Source organism: Paenibacillus peoriae, assembly GCF_022531965.1.
Taxonomy (GTDB): domain Bacteria; phylum Bacillota; class Bacilli; order Paenibacillales; family Paenibacillaceae; genus Paenibacillus; species Paenibacillus polymyxa_D.
In genome coordinates this window covers 1,062,399-1,084,082 of sequence record NZ_CP092831.1, presented here as the reverse complement: position 1 = coordinate 1,084,082, position 21,684 = coordinate 1,062,399, and the positions used below count along the sequence as shown (strand labels likewise).

The 21,684-nt window shown below is 46.1% G+C and carries 16 protein-coding genes and 1 riboswitch; of the genes, 2 read left to right on the top strand and 14 right to left on the bottom strand.

Features of this window, described 5'->3' with window-relative positions; translation table 11 throughout:
* Window positions 1-119: 119 nt before the first annotated feature.
* Window positions 120-229, bottom strand: a riboswitch (TPP riboswitch).
* A gap of 43 nt (window positions 230-272) precedes the next feature.
* Genes MLD56_RS04880 through MLD56_RS04860 form a run of 5 tightly spaced genes read right to left on the bottom strand, consistent with a single transcriptional unit; the run spans window position 273 to window position 7,576 of the window.
* Window positions 273-1,070, bottom strand: coding sequence for a TatD family hydrolase (locus tag MLD56_RS04880; RefSeq protein WP_029517590.1), 798 nt, complete (start codon window positions 1,068-1,070; stop codon window positions 273-275).
* Window positions 1,071-1,090: 20 nt separating this feature from the next.
* The gene (locus MLD56_RS04875; RefSeq protein ID WP_029517591.1) at window positions 1,091-3,700 is read right to left on the bottom strand and encodes a polynucleotide kinase-phosphatase; all 2,610 of its coding nucleotides are present in this window, start codon (window positions 3,698-3,700) and stop codon (window positions 1,091-1,093) included.
* Window positions 3,697-5,148 (bottom strand): 3' terminal RNA ribose 2'-O-methyltransferase Hen1, encoded by a 1,452-nt coding sequence (locus tag MLD56_RS04870; RefSeq protein ID WP_029517592.1) that lies wholly within the window; start codon window positions 5,146-5,148, stop codon window positions 3,697-3,699. Before MLD56_RS04870 ends, MLD56_RS04875 begins: the two co-directional genes overlap by 4 nt.
* Before the next feature lie 21 nt (window positions 5,149-5,169).
* On the bottom strand, window positions 5,170-5,988 hold the full coding sequence (locus MLD56_RS04865; protein WP_029517593.1) for a nucleotidyltransferase domain-containing protein: 819 nt from the start codon (window positions 5,986-5,988) through the stop codon (window positions 5,170-5,172).
* A gap of 19 nt (window positions 5,989-6,007) precedes the next feature.
* On the bottom strand, window positions 6,008-7,576 hold the full coding sequence (locus MLD56_RS04860; protein WP_029517594.1) for a hypothetical protein: 1,569 nt from the start codon (window positions 7,574-7,576) through the stop codon (window positions 6,008-6,010).
* A 199-nt stretch (window positions 7,577-7,775) separates the two neighbouring features.
* On the opposite strand from MLD56_RS04860, the gene MLD56_RS04855 reads away from it, so the two are divergent.
* Both MLD56_RS04855 and MLD56_RS04850 read left to right on the top strand, forming a co-directional pair.
* Window positions 7,776-9,101 (top strand): helix-turn-helix transcriptional regulator, encoded by a 1,326-nt coding sequence (locus MLD56_RS04855; RefSeq protein ID WP_029517595.1) that lies wholly within the window; start codon window positions 7,776-7,778, stop codon window positions 9,099-9,101.
* The gene (locus tag MLD56_RS04850; RefSeq protein ID WP_029517596.1) at window positions 9,076-9,876 is read left to right on the top strand and encodes a WYL domain-containing protein; all 801 of its coding nucleotides are present in this window, start codon (window positions 9,076-9,078) and stop codon (window positions 9,874-9,876) included. Before MLD56_RS04855 ends, MLD56_RS04850 begins: the two co-directional genes overlap by 26 nt.
* A gap of 86 nt (window positions 9,877-9,962) precedes the next feature.
* On the opposite strand, the gene MLD56_RS04845 is transcribed toward MLD56_RS04850, so the two are convergent.
* The 9 genes from MLD56_RS04845 to MLD56_RS04805 form a co-directional block, all read right to left on the bottom strand.
* A complete protein-coding gene (locus MLD56_RS04845; protein ID WP_029517597.1) occupies window positions 9,963-10,940 on the bottom strand; it encodes an aldo/keto reductase in 978 nt (325 codons plus the stop codon).
* Window positions 10,941-11,279: 339 nt separating this feature from the next.
* Window positions 11,280-12,038, bottom strand: a complete 759-nt coding sequence (locus tag MLD56_RS04840) for a TraX family protein (RefSeq protein ID WP_029517598.1) — start codon at window positions 12,036-12,038, stop codon at window positions 11,280-11,282.
* Between the two features lie 46 nt (window positions 12,039-12,084).
* Window positions 12,085-12,864, bottom strand: coding sequence for a LytR/AlgR family response regulator transcription factor (locus MLD56_RS04835; protein WP_029517599.1), 780 nt, complete (start codon window positions 12,862-12,864; stop codon window positions 12,085-12,087).
* The gene (locus MLD56_RS04830; RefSeq protein WP_230585094.1) at window positions 12,861-14,099 is read right to left on the bottom strand and encodes a sensor histidine kinase; all 1,239 of its coding nucleotides are present in this window, start codon (window positions 14,097-14,099) and stop codon (window positions 12,861-12,863) included. The genes MLD56_RS04835 and MLD56_RS04830 overlap by 4 nt, the downstream gene beginning before the upstream one ends.
* 228 nt (window positions 14,100-14,327) lie before the next feature.
* Entirely contained in the window at window positions 14,328-14,924 is a 597-nt protein-coding gene (locus MLD56_RS04825; RefSeq protein WP_230585093.1) for an accessory gene regulator AgrB, read from the bottom strand.
* A 9-nt stretch (window positions 14,925-14,933) separates the two neighbouring features.
* Window positions 14,934-16,727 (bottom strand): ABC transporter ATP-binding protein, encoded by a 1,794-nt coding sequence (locus MLD56_RS04820; RefSeq protein ID WP_029517602.1) that lies wholly within the window; start codon window positions 16,725-16,727, stop codon window positions 14,934-14,936.
* 14 nt (window positions 16,728-16,741) lie between these two features.
* Window positions 16,742-17,299, bottom strand: coding sequence for a DUF5823 family protein (locus MLD56_RS04815; protein ID WP_016819877.1), 558 nt, complete (start codon window positions 17,297-17,299; stop codon window positions 16,742-16,744).
* A 15-nt stretch (window positions 17,300-17,314) separates the two neighbouring features.
* The gene (locus tag MLD56_RS04810) at window positions 17,315-18,586 is read right to left on the bottom strand and encodes a lanthionine synthetase C family protein (protein ID WP_241113481.1); all 1,272 of its coding nucleotides are present in this window, start codon (window positions 18,584-18,586) and stop codon (window positions 17,315-17,317) included.
* A gap of 10 nt (window positions 18,587-18,596) precedes the next feature.
* On the bottom strand, window positions 18,597-21,680 hold the full coding sequence (locus MLD56_RS04805) for a lantibiotic dehydratase (RefSeq protein WP_029517605.1): 3,084 nt from the start codon (window positions 21,678-21,680) through the stop codon (window positions 18,597-18,599).
* Between the last annotated feature and the right edge of the window lie 4 nt (window positions 21,681-21,684).

Genomic DNA, 21,684 nt, shown 5'->3' with positions numbered 1-21,684 from the left:
ATGCCTTATATAACCAGTAGTCTAAACTACTACACTGATACCCAGCCAAGTCAGGATCAAGGTAAAATGCTAGGACATACATTGAATCTATCGACAACCGCAAAAAAAAGCGGCATTCCTGTATAGTGTTCTTGGTTTCTCTACGCTGGCATTACCCAGATCAGATTTCACGGTCAGTGGCAAGGGCCACCCTCTCAGCCTGACTTTCTCAAGCTCCCGACAATGCTTTTTAATTCACTATAATATATACCACATCTATGGCTTTGACAATCCTATAATCCGAAGAAACGTTTAGCCGTTTCCGTCGTCGCGATTTCGATCTCCATCATGCTTCGACCTGTACATTCGGCTATCGTAGCAGCAATGTGAGCGAGATACATGGGCTCATTACGCCCTTCTTTAGGCTTCACAGGCAAATTACGCGGGGTCAAAAATGGAGCATCCGTTTCAATCATCAGACGGTCCAAGGGAATATCTCTGACCAGTTCACGCAGATGCTTCCCCCGCCGTTCGTCGCAAATCCAGCCGGTGATTCCGATATACAGTCCCATTTCTACATACGTACGCAATTCCTGTTCCGTGCCGGTAAAACAATGCACTACCGCTTTATCGACAAGCCCTTGATACTCCCGAAGCATAGCGACAAAGTCCTCATGTGCATCTCGTTCATGCAGAAATAACGGCATTTTCAGCTCACCCGCCAGTTGGATTTGCTCGCCAAACCATCGGCGCTGCACATCACGTGGCGAAAAATCACGGTTATAGTCCAATCCGCATTCCCCTATGGATACGACCTGCGGCTGACCCGCCAACTGGCGGAGCTGCTGAATCGTGTCTGCACTGCAGTCTTTGGCATCATGGGGATGCACGCCAGCTGTCGCATACAGCTTGCCCGGATAACGCGCTGCATACTGAGAAGCTTCCCGACTGCTGCGGACACTGGTCCCGGTAATAATCAGCGGTGAAATCCCTACAGCCGCGGCTCTCTCTACCACCTGTTCCCGATCTGCATGAAACGAACGATGCATCAAGTTCACACCAATATCAATTAACGGTGTACCCCTTTCCATCTCAATCCCTCCCTCGCAAACTACAATCTTGGATCAATCGGCTCTGATTCCAGAGATAGTGCGGCAAGGACGCATTCATGAATACGATCTACCGTATCCTTGCGGACAAAACGTTCCACGCCTTCCATACCAAGCGCTCCTTCCATCAGGGCATGACGCTCCTTTTTGTTCGTTCGACGCTGCTTCAGACGCTTTAAATTCTCAGGGGCAAGATAATCCATACCGTAAATGATGTGCAAATACTTCCGGCCTCTCACCTTGATTGCAGGCTGAATCATCTTGTCCCGATTTTTCATCAAAAAGCGTTCCGGCTTGATCACAATCCCCTCATGACCATCCTCTGTCATCTCGTTCCACCAACGAATGACCTCTTCCTCGCTTGCTTCGTCCGTGATCACGCGATACTCTGTCTCCATAAACAGGGAAGACAGCCCAGCCAGCTCCCGGTTTTGCTCCATATGCCAAATATGAGAATGGTCGAAAAAAGTCTTTCCGCTGTGTGCCAGCGTATGAAACGGTGCGATACGAATCTCATCCAGACCGTCCACATCCCAGCAATATTTTTGAAAAGCCTCTTGAAACGTCACGGCATTCGCGTACTTCTGTTCCATTTCCTCCAACCAGTCTCCAACCTCTCGGCCCGCAACCTTCGCCTGCTTCAGCTTGTCTACCAGCTTACTGCGATCCAGCAGAGCTGCTTCACCCACATGCGCATACTGTGCAGCAATCAATTCCCGAGCCTTGAGATTCCACGGTACAATTTCCGCATCCAGCAACACAAAATCCGTCTGGTTCCGTTCAAAATATCCGGCAGTCCGTAGATCCACATTCAGCTTTTCCAGCACTTGCTTCCCAAGGCTTTGTTCAAAGAAAGCTCTCCCGCTCCGACTGTAGATCGTGCCCAATGTCGGGTAGCCTACATACTCGACAGCGGCCTGTTCGTTTTTGAATAATAGCAAAATAGCCCGGCTACCCATATGTTTTTTCTCAGCCACCATCGTTTGTACCCCTTGCCCGCGATAATAAGCCAGCGCTTCACGCGGATGCTCCAGATAACCTTCCTCTGCAGACACCGCTGGAGCAGGACTCATGGTCGGTGGAATATACACCAGTTCCTCTATCGGTACTGTCACATGTGACACGGCATCTATAGCGGTTTTGACCGATTCTCCTTGAACGCGCACTTCGCCATACGATTCCGTCAGTACACTGTAACCAGCGATGAGCTTGCGTAAATTCGGCGGGGAAAACCGTTTTCTCTGCCACCGGACAAGTGGGCTATCGGGATCATTCGCATAATTCTCATGTGCCGGAACGCTGACAAATTCCTTTTCCGGAAAACGATAAGCGGTCAGCATACCGCCAAATACCACACCCTGATCAATATTCACCGTCTGATTCACAAGGGTAGGCTGCGGTCTAGGATCATGTCCCCATACTACTATTTCTCCCGATTCATGGTCTACGAACCAATCTTTGCGGATTGGTTTTCCGTCTGCATCCTGTCCTTCCGTATCTCCATAACGGCAATAATCAGAAATACGTGCCGACTGTTTGCCGATAAAATGATCCTTAATCCCCGCATGAGCCACGACCACGTGTCGCAATCCATTCCTGCCAAAAATAAGATGTGAGGGTGCATGTAGCAGAAAATCCCTTAACTCGCTTCTAAGCTGTTCCGCCGCTGCCTTGCCCGCTTTTTGTTCATACTGGGCCAGTTCCTCTGCAAATCGTTCATCCCCATGACTGAGAGTCACCTTTCTTCCATCAAGGTAACGGCCGATTTTCCAGCCATGATTGCTGTCAATCATATACGCTAGTCCAGCATCCACGTGCTTTTTCCAGAACTGCACCGCTTGTAACGATTTGGGGCCACGGCTCATCACATCCCCGACAGATACCAGTCTTCTGCCATCTGGATGATGGTATAGTCCTTCCGTATCTTCCGTATATCCTAGCCGCTCTATCACTTCCAGCATCTCACGGTAGCACCCATGGATATCACCAATGATGTCAATACCTGAGCCAATCTCATGAAACAGTGGCTGCGCACGGCGAACAAAATTCATTTCTTCTATATCCTTAAGGATATAGCAAGCGTTAAAGCCTTCCTCACGGATCCCACGCAGGTTCCGCTTTAACAGCTGTGCCTGCTGCTTGACCCGTTGGCGGCCACGCGGATGCTCCCTGCCTAAATCACGTTCCAGCAGCACAGCTTCGGATACATCCAGTACCAAAGCCATTACAGGAACATGCGCCTTGGCTGCCAACTGTACATATTTTTGACGGTCCTCAGCATACAAATGGGTGGCATCCACAACCGTCAGCTTATTCAAGCGACAGCGCATAGCCAGAATCGTATCCATCGCCTCAAACGCCTTGGCTGACATTTGCTGATACTCATAGAACAGTACGTCCGATTCCAGTCTTGGAAGTCCACTCCAGTCTATAAATTCCGTATCTCCGACCAGCTTGCGAAAATGATCCGAGGATACCACTTCTGTCTCCAGCAGAATCCCTTCGCTCACCAGCTTGTCTAATAATGTGGTTTTCCCACTGTTGGAGGCCCCCACCAACACAACCAGTCCAGCATGCGGTAAATGAATCGTACGTTTGGATGAATTGCTCATGCTTCCTTCTGCTCCTTTCTGCGCGTAAATATAGCCATTTGGGTCGGTTGTCCAAAGCCTTCGACCTCTTCTCCGATCCCCTTCAGCGCTACCGAATAAGGAGCTTCCACAATCCACTGCTCACATCGTTCCTGAAACTCGCTTCTACTCCATTCAAAACGGTGATCGCCATGCCGCATCTCTTGCTGATTCATACGATACACTTCATTATATTCACGATTGGGAGTCGTCACGATCAGCACGCCCGGCTGATACTCCGTTACAATCGTCTTCATCACCCGGTTCAGACGATGCTCATCCACATGCTCAATGACCTCACATAGGATCATCACATCTTTTCCCCGCAATTGTTCATCATAATAAAAGAGAGAGCCCATCATGGGTGTAGGACTGGTCGCATCGGCATGCCTTTCCAGCTTGTTAAAACGCTCCACGGCTCTCAACTGTGCATACGCAGACGGCTCCACCGCCCAAATCTCTTCAACGCCCGTCATTCGGGCCATCCGAGCCGATAGCTTCCCTTCCCCTGAACCCAAATCTACGATTTTCTGTCTGCGAGGCAGCTTGCGAATTACGTCCATAATAGCTTGATACCGCAGCTCATTTAGCCGTACTGTAGGCTGTTGCTTCCCTTCCTCATGTGGCTGTTCTGGCTGTTGAATCTGTTCGTGCTTATCCTTTTGAGCTTGGACAGTATCCTTTTCAATATGTTTTTTAATACCTATTTCATCACAATCAGATTGCTCAAATTGCTCAATCAGATTGGTAAAACGAAGCGTGCGTCGAATGATAAGCTCGCGTAGCGGATGCGCTGACAGCCAGCCTTCACCGTAACGTCTCAGCTTGTCAAACTCTTCTTCACTGATATAGTAGTGCTTATAGTTATCCAACACCGGAATCAACAGCAATAACTGACGTAGCGCATACTGCACCGTCTGATGGCCACTTAACGTGACATATCTGACAGTGCTTCGATTTTTCAGCTGAAAAGAATAGTCTGCTTCCCCTCGTTCTATGTCCACTTGATAGCCCAGCGGAGCAAATAGTCCCTCCACCACAGAATCCGGTAAATCCGAAGCAACAGGCCCAAACGATAACTCCAGCGCGAAAGGATGCGTCACCCATTCTGCATACTCTTCTTTGGGTTTGCCGTTCAGTGCCGTACCAAGCGAGCCACGAATATAGGTGCAAAATAAGCTGCTGGTTACAAACTCCCGGTCATTAATATATTGTGTAATATCATAGCTATCTGGACTGTTTTTGACCAAATCTATCGAATCTGGCGAAGCCTGAATGACGATTTCTGCCTCTTCCTCGGTAAACACGGTGTACACCATGCGTACACGCGCACCCTTTTCCGTGCGATCATACGTATTGTAGGGATTTTTGGCAAGCAAGTGCGAAATCATCCCAGCATTGTTTCCGGTTGCTTTTAGCGTGATGTGCATACTCTACTTCTCCTTCCCAGCTTATACTTTCCATACTTCATTCACCGCAGCGCGGAACATATCATCCAACTGCTGATCACGTCCACTCTCCATATGCTGAAGCAAGGGCGCCTTTTGTTCAAAATAAGCAATTTGCTGCTGGATAAAATCATTCACCACCGAAAGCTGTGGCTCCACATCCAGCTCCTCGCCCGCTTTTTTACGATCAAGCAAATGTTCGATCACCTGATAAAGTTCGGTATGTGCCGGAATGAGTTCCTCTAGCAATTCTACGAATTCCATTGGAGGCATGCTGTTGTGACGTTCAATCCAGCTACAGGCCAGCAACGGGCGCAGCACGTAAAAATACTTTTTAATCTTCACCTGTTCTCCCTGCAAATAATCCCGATAATTTCCCCGCGCCATATTCAGATAATGGTACATGCAGGACTTCGGAGAGAAGGTTAACGGCGAGATCGCACGAATCTGATCAGCCACTGCATATTGCTCCAGATAGGAAATCGGAGATTGCAGCCATTCCAGCAAAGGCGGATTGGATTTGCGAAACAATTGGAGCGCCTTTTTTAAATCCCAGCCGTTTATATCCAGCAAATCGCTGATTGGCCGTTCAATCACATCCCGCTTATCAAAAATAGATAAATACCATTCTATGGGTCTTACATAGATAAATCGTACATCATAGTCACTGTCCTGTGAAGGAAACCCCCACGCCCGACTACCTGATTCACAGGCGTATACAATGCGCACCTGCTCCGCTTGCTCCAACGCGCGCAGCTCACGCAAAATCGTCTCACGCATTTCCGGTTGAATGAAACCCTGCCCATGCTTCATATCCGTCATGTTGTTCCCTCCCTTATCATTAAAGTATTTCCCGAATCTGTTCTCTAATCGACTCCTCCGTTTCATCTATCGATAAGCGGCGAAGACGCTCTGTCGTTTCCTCTCCCCACATCTCAGAAGGCCATTCCTTGAGTACATGAAGTGCTGCATGACGATTGGAGATCACCGGACTCCAAAGTCCGGCAGCAACTAGCTCTTGTCCCATTCCTTCGTAAGAAGACAATAGCTGAAGCAAAATACCCAGACATTGATGCGCTTCATACTCCGGTCCAAAGCCCGGCACATCAGCAGGACCAGAAGCAATTTCTTCCAGAGGCAAGTGCTTTTCTGCAAAAGCCACCAGCTTACGAGCCCGCTGTTCATCCTCTGTCTTGATGAGTTCAAAGTATAGATTAGGCTTGACTGGATATTTACTTAATTGATCAAATAGCACGGGCCATACATCTAGTGCTAGCATTCGAGCTACGCGAATGGCGCAGTGGAGATGCGGTGAATCTGCATACTGCAGTTCCTGCTCTACCGGCTTCACCCACTGCGGATCGTCCATCATCTGCTGGCATATTGACGCGTAACGTTTACGTAATTCCGGCGTCCATTCATGCTCATAACGTGCCTCCCATGAATCGTCTTCTTCATCGAGAAAATCCGCAATATCCATGATGATCGTAAAATGCTTCACAGTCGTACACATGGTCTTAGCATGGCGAAGGTAGTTGCCTATGACCATAGTGGCATGCTCATAATCGTCTATACTTTCCGCAGGTCCGCCTGCTGCCAGCAAAGCCGATAGAATATCACCCGCCCCGTCAAACAACTCCTGATCAATGTGCGGTACAGCGATGGCTGTATGCAGTTCGCCTTTATGAGCACACTCATAAGCAAGATACTCATACATGACATTGTTGCGGAATCCTTCCCTTAATAACCAGTCACGTATTTCCTGCCGCGCAGGCTCCAGCCGTTCTACTACGTGAATACGTCCCCAGCCATGTACCTGTGAGGCTAAATTATACAATTGTTCGTTGGCCTGCTCCGAAATATTACGGATAGCTACAGCTGCATATAGCGTGAATTCATCATGCTTGGCTAGTGTTAAAATAAGTTCGTGGTGCTGATCCGTCTCCAGTAATCCAAGCAGCGCAATACCGACCTTCACCACATTGCGATGTGCTCCGTGCTCAGCCAGCCAACGTGCTTCCTCATACAATCGATCCGGCTGAATTGCTGGATGCTCGCGCACCGCATCTAGCAGCGGATCAATCAGGCTGAGCGCATTTTCCTCCATCAAGCGTACATACGTCTCACGTCTCGTCTTCATCCCTGGCTTGCGGCATTGTCTGGACAACAACTGCGCCAGATCCTTAATTTTGTCAGTCTCTCCATCTCCGACAGCGCCATGATGCCCAAATGCTCCATCCAATCCTCCTGCCACCCAACGCATCGTGTGACCTGCCCAATATTCTTCATCATCTGGTAAATGATCATCCGTAAGCCTGCCCTGAGGGTCCAGTCCCTGCTTAATCGTTTCATAAATCGAAAGCTTACCTACCCATGGATATAACACTTCATTTTTGCGTCGTCCAAACATGTTGCATCACCCTTCTGTTATGTATTGCTTCTTATTTCATCGTGCTATCTTATACTCCTATGATGCTTTATTTTGGAAGTCGTGAACATGGTGAAAGTATTACAAAGATGAATAATTTCCCTTTTTCCTGCATCCCTTCCCTGTTAGAATAAAGGGATACTTGCTTTCGGAGAACGGCAACAGAAACGGGGAATGCATCATGGCGAGAGAAAGTTTTGATAAAGAAATTCAATTCCTGCGTATGCTCACATTAACAAGCGGCGCCTATAATCGGCAGCAATTCGCAGATAGACTGGGCATTTCGGTACATACCTTTGATAAAACAATTCGGCGTCTCAAGGAAATTGTCCAATCGGTACAACAGCAGTTGCCTGCGGAACACGGACATGATTTTAATGAGATGCTGCGCTTTAATTATTACGAATCGGCTGATCCATTATTGTTATTTCTGTTTCGGGCCAAATCGCTCAAGGAATCGGAAAGCGTCCGCTTATCCCTTCTGCTGACAGCGCTACAGTCACAGCCTATGACCACCATGGAACTATTGGATGCTTGCTGCAACGGGCTGCCTTCCGACAGTTCACTACCGGATGAGAAAACGATTCGTTCCGATCTGAAATATCTGGTTGAAGTCGGCGTCGTTCGCAAGGAACCCGGCGGCAGACCTTACCGCTATGCTGTCCGCAACGATCTGGTGACAGAACTGACGGACGAGGAGCTGCTGGACTTATATGATTTTGTAGACATTATGGCCAACACCCAGCTCCCCTCTGTACAGGGATATCTGCTGCGAGATCATCTTAAAAAAGCCATGCGCCGTCAGCTCGGAGATCGGGAGATGGCCGAACCTTTTTTATATAAATACCACTATTATTCACGCATTCTGGACGAAGCCCATATTCATCCGCTTCTACACGCCATTCGGCAACGCCGCTGTGTAACTTTTTTATATTTTTCGACGTCCAAACGAAGCATGTACGGGTCACAAAACACAAACCCGCTGTTTGAAAAAGAGACCGACGGCCGTGAACACACCATTCTGCCCCTACAAGTCATCTATGATCATCAATATGGACGTTGGTATATTCTGGGTCATGTAGGCGGTAAAGGAATCATGAAGTTTCGTATGGAGGGCATGACTCAATTGGTGGAGGGCAAGCCTGTACCAGAGCAGTTTCATGCCGATCTGCTAGCGGTGTTGGAAGAAAAAATGCGGTACAGCTGGCTTGTTGATACGGGTCGTCCTGTGAAGGTGCGGGTACGTTTTTTCAATCCTGAGGGCGCGAAGCGCAACTTTATTCGGGAACGTGTGCTGTCACAGGGACAATGGGGTACGATCGCGGAGGAGGAAAGTGAATCCTTTATCTATGAAATCACAGTGAATGGAATCACTGAGATTAAACCGTGGATTCGCAGCTTCGGATCAAGCTGTGAGGTATTGGAGCCTCAGCGGCTACGGAAGGAATTCAGACAGGAATGGAAGGAGCTGCAAGCCTATTATGAGCCTGTTCGAGAAAATATTTAACTACCAGATCGTCTCACGGCTGGATGAATCGGGCGCTTTTGCTACCACATCACAGGAAAGAATTTGGCTCAAATCTATGCTTGCAGACTCGGCAGCGACAGAGGGTTTTACCCCGGCTACACTTGATAAGCTTCGGCAATTACTTGCAGACGACGAGCCGCTGGAGGCCGATGGAAGTTTGCGGGAAAAGGCAGGTATCCCTGCTGTCTCGGTATACCATCCACTCTTGCGTGAATTGCGTTCCATTCTGCGATCCCGTTCTGGCATCTGTGTGACCTACAAACTGCGCAACGGACGCTTGCATGAGCGAATGTCCGGTTTTCCATATAAGCTGGAGTTTTCCATGGTCAAAAAAGAATGGAGCCTGCTGTGGTATAATCGCAGACACCGCGCGCTCATGTCTACCAAGCTATCTAATATCGTGAACATCACGGAAGATGAGCTTCTACCCGAAGAGGCCGATAAATTCACCCAACGTATACTCGGTATACTGGAGTCGCGCAAGGAACAGGGCATCATCGAAATTGTTCCTGTATATAACGGTGAAATGTCTCGTATTTTATATGCTTTTTCCTGCTTTGAAAAAGAGGTCGAATATGTTCAGGAAGCAGATACCTATCGTATTACACTCACTTTCCAGGCAGACGAATGTGAATATGTGTTATCCAAAATCCGTTTCCTGGGCAAACGTGTCAAGGTCGTCCAAGGCTCCCGGCTGATCTCACGAATGAAGGAGACAACAGCCAAGGCCCTTGCACGCTACGAAGAGGAATAGCTACTGAGGCAAATATGAGATACATCCATGTAAATAGCCCCTCCCTCCGTCTGTTAATGAGACGAGGGAAAGGGCTTTTAAACGAGTTATGGCAAGGCTTGTCCGCGCGCACTGACGTACAATTCATACCATTCCTCACGGGTCATCAGCTCGCTCTGGCGTTCCGCATCCTGACATGCTTTGATTCGTTCAGGATTGGCGCTGCCAATGACAGGCTGAATCCGTGCTGGATGCTTCATAAGCCAGCCAAGGACGATCGCTTCACGTGTCGTTTCCTTTTCAGAAGCCAGCTTCTGCACCAGCTCTGCCGTCTTAACGACATGCTCAGGCGCCCCTTCCAAAGAACCTCCGCTAAAACGTCCCTGCGCCAGCGGTCCCCAGGCTTGGAGCTGAATATCCTCGGTTTGGCAATATTCCAGCAAACCTTCGCCAAAATGTACATTCGTCCCCGCCTGCTGGTTCACATGTACGGTCTGATCTACAAAATGCAGATGGGCCAGGCTCATTTCCAGCTGATTAGCGATCAACGGCTCCGTTAGGCTCCGCTCCAGAAAACGAATTTGGCTTACATTCATATTAGAGACGCCAAAATGCCTTACTTTGCCGGATGCCTTGAGCTCACTGAACGCTTTCGCTACTTCTTCCGGCTCTACCAGCGGATCGGGGCGATGCAGCAGCAAGATGTCCAAATATTCCGTACCCAGACGCTTCAGGATCCCATCCACGGACTCCATAATATGAGCATATGAGAAATCAAAACGGCCCGGGAGCGTACCATCTGGCAGAAAAATACCACATTTGGACTGAATTACGATTTGCTCACGCAAGCCCGGCTGTCCCTTTAAAATCTGACCGAAAATCTCTTCCGCTTTCCCCATACGATAAATATCCGCATGATCGAACATCGTAATCCCGATGGATCGTGCAGCTTCTACAGCTCTCTCCGCTTCAACGATATGCTCCTGCGTAAACGGCGCATGGCTCCATTCACCACCAAAAGGCATACAACCAAGCGCCAGCCGACTATCGGAGATTCCACGTTTCTGTAAAGGCATAATCTTCATGCTGCTCCTCCTTCAACCCTCAAAATATTCCCTGCTTCATCCACATATGAAGAGTCCGTGGGACCGCTATCACACACCTATTTTACCACTTACTTACGGTCGTGTTCGACAATGCTTGTATTGAGTTCAGTCCTTCCACAGCATACTGAAGAAAGAACTGATTCACCTTAATCGTTATGAAATCCGGGACGAGGCCAAGCAAGGTATTTTTGCGTATATTGGTGGACTTTCACCGCCAAGTTATCATTCATACCGATCGCACTATATAAAAAAATAGACGGAAAACATGTCGTTTCCCGTCCATTTTTTTTATTTTAGTTACTTATTAGACAGCCCTTCTTATATGTAATAATCAATAGCCAACTTCAGCAGATAAAGCGCGAGCAAATGCAGCGGATAAAACAAATAGAAAAAGGTTCGTGGGCCTTTTCCCCTCTCTCCATTATATCGGGATAGCAGAGGGAGTGCAAAAATACAGGCCCCGCCGATCGCAAACGGATAAAGATATTCGTTCATTGTGCTGGCGTTGATGCCCATGATGCTGAGCGAATCGGGAACAGCCCATATAATGATGACTCCGAAAATGAACATAAGCGCAATTATTGCAATAATCCATCCGTTGTAAATCTTCTGTTGTTTGCGAGCGACATAGAAAGCTAGAACCAGTAACACTCCAATTACACTCCAGTCTCCCAAAAAAGAGACTACGCAAAGAGCCGAAATCGCCAAGTATTTAAGTACAGGATTGGTCGTGTTGTCATAGAACCATATTGCCAGTAGGCCCATCAACAACGTTAGCATGATGTTTCCCGAAGTATACCAATCTTTAAATACCAATCCGTAAGGCACCACACTGGCTAGCCCGGTTAGAGCAAGGCGTATTGTATATTTTTTGAAGCTTCTGGTATGGATATATCCTTCGGCTACAAAAAAAGCCATGATAGGCAATGTAATTCTGCCTACCACCTGAAAGCCCAAAAAATCGGCAAAAAATAGCCCTCCAATATGATCAATTAGCATTGCTAATACTGCAATTAATTTTAAACTGGTGGCATCAATGCCCTTCACCTCTGCTTGAACGGATAATCTTTGTTCCATATTCCTCCCCTTTTCTTCCCGAAGGACTATGCCCTCCATATCTATTCTATTCGTAAACAGGTCTGTTCAGGAGGCTCCGGTCTCCCATCTTATCTAAGAGGTGCTTCAACAATTGGCGGGAAACGGGAATAATGCGCCTTGCTTCTCCGGAATTCTGATTGGTTTGAAAAATGATCTCCTTCTTGCTCTTATCTATAGATTCCACCTTCATCAGGTTTACGATAAATGCCCGATGACACCGGAACAACCTGGGGTCCTTAGCCTCAATATCTTTCAGATCGCCGTAAAACTCAAGAGTTCTGTTTTCGGAAACCAGACGGATTTTGTGGGGAACACCGGTTGTTTCAAAGTAATAAATGCTGGAGAAGGAAATTTGAAATTTCGTAAATTTATTGTCGAGTATAAACCAATCATCGACATCCAACACAGGCTTTCTTTGATGGGCAACAGCAAGAACGTCTCTTACCTTTTTTTCCATTTCATCCTGAGTAGCATCCTTGATAATGAAATCAAGAGCTGCTACCTTGTATTGGAAGGTAAGCGGAGACAGATGACCGTGGGTAGTTACAAAGACAATATGCCCATACATATCATATTTTCTGATTTCTTGGGCAACTTCCAGTCCCTTCATCTGGCAACCCGAGATTTCAATATCAAGGAAATACAAGTTATTCGCACAAGCTTTAGATTCAAAAAGCAGGAGATCCGGCTTACTGGTGACAATGAGATTGCTGCAGCAGATGCCAAGTTCCTCGCAGCTTTTACGGACCATCTTTTCCATTATGCGCTGCTGGATAAACTGATCTTCCAGGATAAAAATATTCATGATGTCGCTCTCTTTATAATTAATGTTTGCGTGAAAAAATCCGGTTCCTTTTTGGTATCCAAAGTTACATACTTGTTGCTGCGCAGCACCTTTGCTATATTGTACAAGCCAAGACCCCGATTGTCCGCTTTCGTTGAAAAGTTCCGTTTGTAGAGATCATTCACCTTAATCCCGTCAAGTGCAGAATGATTATAAGAGTTTCGTATCGTCACCGTCTGAATATCGTCTTCATGGATCAGTACAATATTTATGGACGGATTGCAGGTCTCTAATGCCGCATCGATTGCATTGTCCAGGAAACAAGAGATTACTCTGCAAAGGTCTATAATATCCATATACATTTCACTGATACCGCTATCAATTTCCAGTTTTACGTCAACTCCACGCTTCTTTGCCACCAGCACCTTGGATGTAATAATACTCTTGAGCTCACTCACGTCCAGATTAATCAGGTTATCCAGACTATAGGAATATCCGTTCAACTGTGAAGCAGTAGGTTGGATAGAACTCTCATATATCCGCTTGATCATCGACAAATCCCCAGTTCTGATCCCCTCGTCCAGCATTAACAGGATATTGGTATAGTCATGTCTGAAGCCGCGGATGTCTTCGTACATTTTTTCAATCTCCATAATATAAGCCTCCAGCTGCAGGTATTGTTCCGTCTTGTTCTTCTCTAGCTCACGTTCACGCAGGAAGCGATACAGCCAATTGATCGTCATCAGGAAGATGGAGGTCAAGCCGATCAGCATCAACACAATCTTTAATCTGCTTGGATACGGATTGTTGCTTTCACACTCCGAATAGATAATGAGTCCGAGTCCGATGATCCCCAAGACTAAGATTAAAGAAGCTCCGACGATAAGCTTAATCCGATATAGCTTCAAAAGCCTGACCGCCGGAGTAGGAAACAAATAAGACACAAGCTTTCGGAGCGCCAAGTAGATCAGCGGAGGTGAACAAGCGGTTAGGAAGGGCGCCGTCCATTTGTTTTTATATTCATAAGGAACCGCATAGCTGATTACCGTTATGAAATAACCCAGCAGTGTCGTAATAAAGATGGTAAGGATGGCATAGAAGCCTATGACCCACAAGGATTCATATTTGTCGGTCAACCACCCGTATAATGCCAGTAGCACAAATAGAAATAGGTAAACAATCAGTCCGAAGTTATTCAGAGCTGTTATTCCGATAAAATAATACATGACTAAAAACAGCAGCAGCTTATAATTCATACGGAAAACGCTTAGACCATTGCCGCTGACCATATGATATATTACAAGATAGCTGGTGTATTGCAAAAAATAAATGCCGGATGTAATCATTTTTTGTTCAATTTCCAAACTTTTGGGTTGACTGGTTCATAGAACAACCCGAAACAAATCCCTCCTCCTTCACCTCTTTTACTCATATGCTCCAGTAGCTTAGCCTTGAGTCTCTGGGTATGGTTATTTCTGTGTTCTTTAATATTCTTGATATTGTTCATAATTGGCATAACTCCTTCTCATTATGGAATAGAATACTGGTGTGATGACGACTGCTTCAAGAAACAGCCCGAATATTAACCAAGGATAAAAATCTAGTGCGATGGCCACGAAAACAAACACTATACTTAAAAAGATAGCTTGTAATCTGCATGCTCTTCTTAACTTCGGATCTACCAATGGATTGCACTCCGTATCGGCCGGAGCGTATCTGGCAATCAGAATGATAGAAAGCAGACAGAGCGTCGCCAAAAAAAAGCGGTTCCATTCTACTTCCTTTAAGAGCCAGGGAACAAACACAAAGGTCAGTAGACTGACCCAGGTGCAATGATGCGACTTGCGAGCATGCCAGCCAAAGGACTTTCGCCGGACCACTGTATAGGAAAGCAGCATCGCAGCCGTTTCGGCTAATACACCGAGCAAACAGGCACTGACCAATACAAGAAGTATTTTTTCTGTGCCAGCCAGTATGTTCTCTAGATAATAAAGCACATAAGCACGCTTCTCCGCTTCCAATTCTTCGTCTTGAAAGTATTTATCAATGATCCACGTTGACAATTGATGATACAACGCCACCGCCCCTCCCTAACTTAATTGTGTGGGAAGCTGGAATTGAACATAATCACGATATTTATCATGCCAACTCATTAATTCGTGATGCGTGCCTACCCCCGTTACTTCTCCTTTATCCAAAAAGATTATCTGGTCCGCTTTGTAGATGGTTGACAAACGATGAGCGATAACAATGGTCATTTTATTCTTGGAGAGAAGCTTGATTACATCATGTACAAGCTGCTCTGACTCGCTATCCAGATTGGCGGTAGCTTCATCAAACAGCAGAATCTCATGGTCTGAAAGCAAGCATCTGGCAATCTGGATTCGCTGCTTCTGTCCCCCCGATAATTTGACTCCCCTTTCTCCAACAAAGGTATCCAAACCATCCGGTAATTGATAAATTACCTCCTTCAAGCCTACTGTATCAAGAGCCGCATAAATCTCATGGTCATCCGCGTCTCTGTTTAGGCCATATACCAGATTGTCTCTCACTGATCCTACCAGTAAGTCACTATCCTGCATAACATAGGATATTTTGCGACGCCATTCTTCCGTCCTAATCTTATCCAAATATACATTATTGTAATAGATTTCTCCATTATATTCTGAGTAAAATTTCTCTATTAAAGAAAATATTGTTGTTTTTCCCGAGCCGGAAGGCCCTACGATCGCTGTAGTGGTACCGCCTCTGAAGGTTAACTCCACGTTGGATAATACCGGTTGGCCCTGGTTGTACGAGAAAGAAACATTGGCAAAATGCAGGATATCCGAATTCTGATCATGACTTTTCATGTCCGGCACACTGCCTAACTTTTCTTGCTTCTCATCCTGCTGGTTATATATGGTATAAATTTCCTTGCTTGCTCCCTTGGCCTTCTGATACTGCGAGAAAAAACTGCTGAGCTGGGTCAGAGGCGAAACCATTGTAAACAAATAAAAGATCATGGATACCAAAGTACCTGTAGTGATATGTCCAGCGGCAATGCCGGCGCTTCCATACCAAAACATTCCTACCAAAGCTAGCATGATGATAATTGTTACAATCGGCTCAATGACAGCTGACAATATTCCCTCTTTGATGTTCAAGCGAAAGATACGTCCAAGTATCTCCCGAGTATATTTCATTTCAAGCTTTTCCGACGTCGTCGCTTTAATGAATCTGATGTTATAGAGAATTTTGGATAACTCACCGGAAAAATCTGCGGCTGCATCCTGTGCCTCAATCGCTACTCTATTCATCCTTCTTCCAATGGGATAGATTAGTAGCGCCGTTATAGGAATCAGAGCAACGAGTACACTCATTAATCTCCAATCCAACACAAATAACATGATGATGCAACCAGTGACCATCAGGACATCAGCCAGAATAGAAGGCAGAGTGATAGCCAGAAAATTACTTACAATAGCAAGGTCGTTCGTCATTCTGCTGATGATTTTGCCGTTCTCGTTGTTATCAAAATAATTAACCGGCAAATGGATAATTTTTTCCCAAATTTTCAGTCGCAGTTCCTGAAAAAACTTGCTCCCCACATATCTGAGGAGCAGAGAAGACACGGCGTTTAAAATCCCTCCGGCCAGAAACAGCGAAATAAGCACAGCTGCGGTCTGGATCGTCAGCTCCATAGCTGAGATCTTATCGACAAGCTTGCCTGTAATGATCGGCAATACTAATGAAAAAGCGGCGGAAATCAGTGTAAATACGATGCTCCAAGCAAGCGCAAGCTTGGGCCATCTCGCAATTTTGATTAACTCCAGCAAGGAATGGGCCGTTTGTTTTTCTTCACCAATCTTTTTATATGCCCTGCTCTCCATATTCAATTCCATTATGGCTTAATCACCTATTTCTCTTTGTGATTTTCGTATTCTAGCAAAAACTTCATTGCCATTGTATAGACACCTGCGGCTATCGCTACCATGACAATATAGGAGAGCGACAGCTTGGTTCCTATCCAGTCCGTTTGGTTGCTTAATTGGAACAGTAAGAAGCACACGGCGCTTCCGGCAAGAAACTCCAAAGAGTAGGAGAATTTCCGCCCTCTCTTCAACCTATCTAGTATAATATCCACTATAATTACAGCGGATGTAAGCATAAAAGAAATTTTATACAGCATAATCTTATCTCCAGCAACAATCTGCTGATCCTCAAAACTTGCAAAGTATCTGGCCAAAATTGTACCGATTACTAGGTATAATACGACAACTAGCACATTTATTCCGACACATTCGGCTGTGCTGTAGGTAATAGTCCCTTCGCTTCGTTGAACCAGGGTCGCTGCCAAGCTTGAAATAAACAGGACCAGAAACCAAATATAAAAATATGCATCCAGTTGAAAAGAGAGAAAATCGGTAATCAGTCCCACCATGACTGTAATAATTTCTTTTAATAAAATGAACATTACCGTCTCCTCCTTTTAGCTAAATACCAGCATCTGCTTCCATGTACTCAAGTTCTCATTATCACAGGTCAGCAGTGTCAGCAATACACCTGCACATCCATCGAGCAGCCCTACTTTATCGAGAGATAACGGATCATCGACGCTTCCCTCAAGGTCTGTAAAGGGTACTGCCTCTTGAGTATTCCGGTATGATAACATACGATGCAAAAAATCATTCTTGAACGGTATGGCTGCCGTACGGCTGAAATGGTGCTGAATCAGGAGCAAGCCTGCATAGCCGTGACAGATCGTCGGTGAAATTACCTTTCTTAGCGAATCTGGTCTGGAGTAGACGGTATTGAACAATTGCAGAGCCTGCTGCTGCAGCGCTTTGTCCTCCAGGGCCAATCCCAGCCGGAACATAGCCACAGAAGCTCCCGGTGTGCCGTAACACCATGCATCTCTGTGATAACCTGGATTCCGACTAGTCTCTGCGGATTCATCCGGTGTGAACATATTAGGTATGACAAGGGTGCCGTTCCACTCTCTGATATTTCCGAGTAGAAAAGTCTTGGCAACTTCCAGTACTTCTCTCAATCCTGTTAACGGGTAGCGGCGGAGATGTGCAACAGCCAGCAAATTAATGGCTCCTGTAATTCCGTGCGCCATGCCAAGATTATAGTAAATGGTCTGTTCGGGAAGTTCCCCGAAATGTCTCAGATTGCCTACAGCATCCGTAATCAGTTGAAGGATCTTAAGGACCACCGCATCCAGCTTCCCAGCGTATCTGTCTTGGCGTTCCTTAACCTCCATTAATGCAGCTGCAATCCCCGTCCATCCTGAAATCAAATCCAAGTCGCTATCCTCAATCAAGGAGTCTTCCAATTTCCCCCTTGTCTCCTCATAGAATTCCCCATAGCTGCTAAGAAACATATCCAGCGTCTGTGAGAGCACATTCGTATATCTTGTTGAACCTCTTGAACACTCGTTGAACAGATAAATAACACCTGCCAATCCGGTATACAGTGACAATGAATGGAACGGTATATTGCCGATTAAGCGCACAATCTCCTGATTGTACTTGAAAGCAAGCGCATCCCACCCTTCCCCCGGGTAGACTTCATCTAGTTTATCCAGAAGAAGGCTGATCCCGGGATATCCTGAAGCCAATGATATCAGCTCCATTTCAGGGTAATCATGCATGGCGTGCTTCTTGATTAGCAGGGTTACAGTATCTATATCTTTGTAAATTTCTGCGCTTTGCCTGACTATTTCAGATAAATTTCCCGGGACTTGTTTGACCGCCATAAGCTCCTCCTCAATAAGCAACATGGTATTTGCTTACCTGTAAATAATCTTCCAAACTGTAGTAGCACAGGTGTAGGGCAAGCTCTTCCTTTTCCCGGTCCAGGCCGAACACTCTGTTGCAGAACATGTGCATGATGCTGAACATAATATCATCGTAATAATTGGTTCTGTCGTCAGCTTCCCGGATAGCCGTGAAAAATGCAGCGTATTGCCGCAACCTGTCGCCTGTATCGCTTGCTGGCAAGGATATGGAACGGGTCTGTTGAATTCTTTGGAATAGCGCTTCTTTGTGTTCCCGATACTCCTGTCTGAATTTCTTTGGATCAATAATCGCAGCCATAGCCTTCAATTGATCTTCTGCCAGCGGATACGCGCAGTTCACAACCTCAAAAAGTCCGGTACAGCAAAATAACATCTGATCGGTTGCATTAATTGACCTCTTGCCTGCATAATAGCCTGAAACTAGATAAGAATCGATAGCAAATAACCTCTCCGCTTGTTCAATGAAGGCTGCGCCGCCATACCGCAAAATTTCAGGCCGGTAAGGAACAACCGAATAGGAACTAACCAATCCGGACGAGGTTACAGTATTCAGGAAATCAAAAACATAGTTCAAGGCCGTGAAACGCTGATGCTCTACGCTTCCCGACATTTTGCACCTTAGCCTGATATGCGGCTCCTTATCTGCATACTGGACAAAAAAAACCTGGTCAATGAAGTACTCGGCGCTATTGTCCATGAATGTCTTAAATGCACTGCCCAGCAAATCGGTTAGCATTTCCTGATTGTAATATACCTGCAGGGATATCCAATCCGAACCTGGATAATAAACGGCATTCACCGAAGAACTCAGCACTTTATTTAAGCTTTTATCGGTAGCCTGTGCAGACAATCTGTCTATCGGCAAGTACTGAAACATCGGGCTTTTGCAAAAAAATACGCACTCCTCCATATATCGGTTAGCGGAAGCGAACAATTCTTTCTCCGTTTCCATAATAACGGCCGCCTTGCCTTCCGGATTCCGGGTATATTCTTTGTGCAAAAGCTTTCGATGATGATGGCGATCCAAATCCAGCAACAGCTTATTGTCCAGCTCCACCAAATATACATATCGCGGAATGTTATACTTTATGATCCAATCCTCCAGAAAGGCCAGAAACTGTTCTTCGCTCTGGAGCTGTTTATCCGCATATAATGTCCATTTTTTGGGGCAGATGATGATATTTTTATAGGTTACTCTCGGTGTAAAAGAAGAATCATAGAGATACTCCTCCAGATGGGACCATCCGGTCTGATACTGCAGATTAATATCATTCAGAAACCGGATCAGATAAGGCGCCAGCTCTGTATTGTACATGCTGCTGAGTTTGGGAAATACCAGTTCGCCTGTTTCCCTGTGCTTCAGATAAAAGTATCCCGAATCCTCCACCCCTACCAGCAGCTGGGAAACATCTAATTTCCGATTCTCGGGAAACGTGGCCATATCCATAGATTGGTCTGGTGTCGGGCCTGCCGTCATAATATTAGTTATTTTGGGACTGAATGGGTAAAATGAGATTTCAGCGGCGCTCTCCCCTGCTTTCTGATCCTTCGGGTTCCTGACAAAATTGAAGATTTCATCACGGCTATCCTTGTCAAACATGTAGGCAAATCTTCCGAAGCTCTGACACGCTTCCAATGATCCGGCTCTGTTGTTTAAATAAAACGTAACTTCACCTTGCTCATTCTCCATGCAGGAATAATACAAATCGAACGAGACATGGACATTCTCCAGACTCAATTCAGACAGCTGTTGGATTTTGACCTCGTCAAGCACGATATCCGAATGATTGACAAGCGCTTCGGTCTGCCACTCCGCAATTAGCGCCTTAAGCTGTCGGAACCTGCCTTCATCCTTGTGCCTGTACTTATCTCCGTTCTGGTAGTGGCTCTTGTACTCTTCAGGTTTGCCGAGCCCCAAGGTTTTACTGAACAACTGCAATAAGGGCACTTCTTCATATACTCCGTACTTCTCAGTAAATTGCTGACGATAGTCGGAAAGTGTATCCTCTTTCCTGTACGTAGAAAGCATGCTCAATATTGAAGCTATTTGGGCCAACGATTGCCTATCGCTGTCCGACAATAGAATTTCATTTACCTGATTCAGTCTTACGTCTATTTTGACCAAGTCGCCCTGATAATTGGGAAGGATAAGCTGGACTAGTTTTCGGACAGCCTCAATGCCTTCGCGTTTGACCGCAGCAACTGTAATGTCCTGAATGGCTTGTCCAACTCTCTCCAAAATATCTGAGTAATATGCTGCCTTGGGAGTAGCAAGCAGCTTTAGTGTACGTATCAGATGCGCCAGAGGAGCGCTATCCCGAGGATTGGGAATCATCTCACTTACCAAAAAGCCTTGTTCTATCAATTGCTGCAAAAAATCTGTGCTGATCGTGTCATCCACGCCGAAGGCGTCTTTTATAGCTTGCATAAGCTGCAGAAAAGTCTGCTGCTCTTTATCAAGGATCTTCATGATGAAATCTATGACCGGGGTTTTGAGAATAGATATATTTTCAGTGCTTCGTTCCTCCTGATCTGCTGCAAACAGAGTCTGATAAGAGATGACGAGCCTGTGATGGTCAATGTAAGAGGTGTTATTTACACTCAGTCTCAATTCATTGCGGACATCCGTATCCCCATGGAAAAGCCCTATTAAGCGGTAAATTAGGCTATAATCCGGAGTTGCCCAGACGACATGTTCCCCGGCGCCTCCCGTTTTTCCAAATCGGGAAATGCCTACTCCCGCGAACAGTCCAAACGGTGTTGGTCTACAAATTGCCCGCGAAATGAACTTGCTTAGACTTAGGATAAGATTCCGCTTTTTTTTGGACTTCAATGTTCTGCCTTGTTCCAGGCTTTGCAGTGCAGCGTAGGTCGAGGGGCTGGAGACATAAATGGAATCTATCAACCCCTGCTGCTGAACGAACCGTACAAGTCTGTCAAGGTATTCATCATCATCTAGTTGTTCATGATCAAATATCTGCGTATAATACTCCATGCCAAGCAACGTTTTCCGGTACATGTAATTTTCCGAGATTTCAAAGTTCTCCAACATGCAA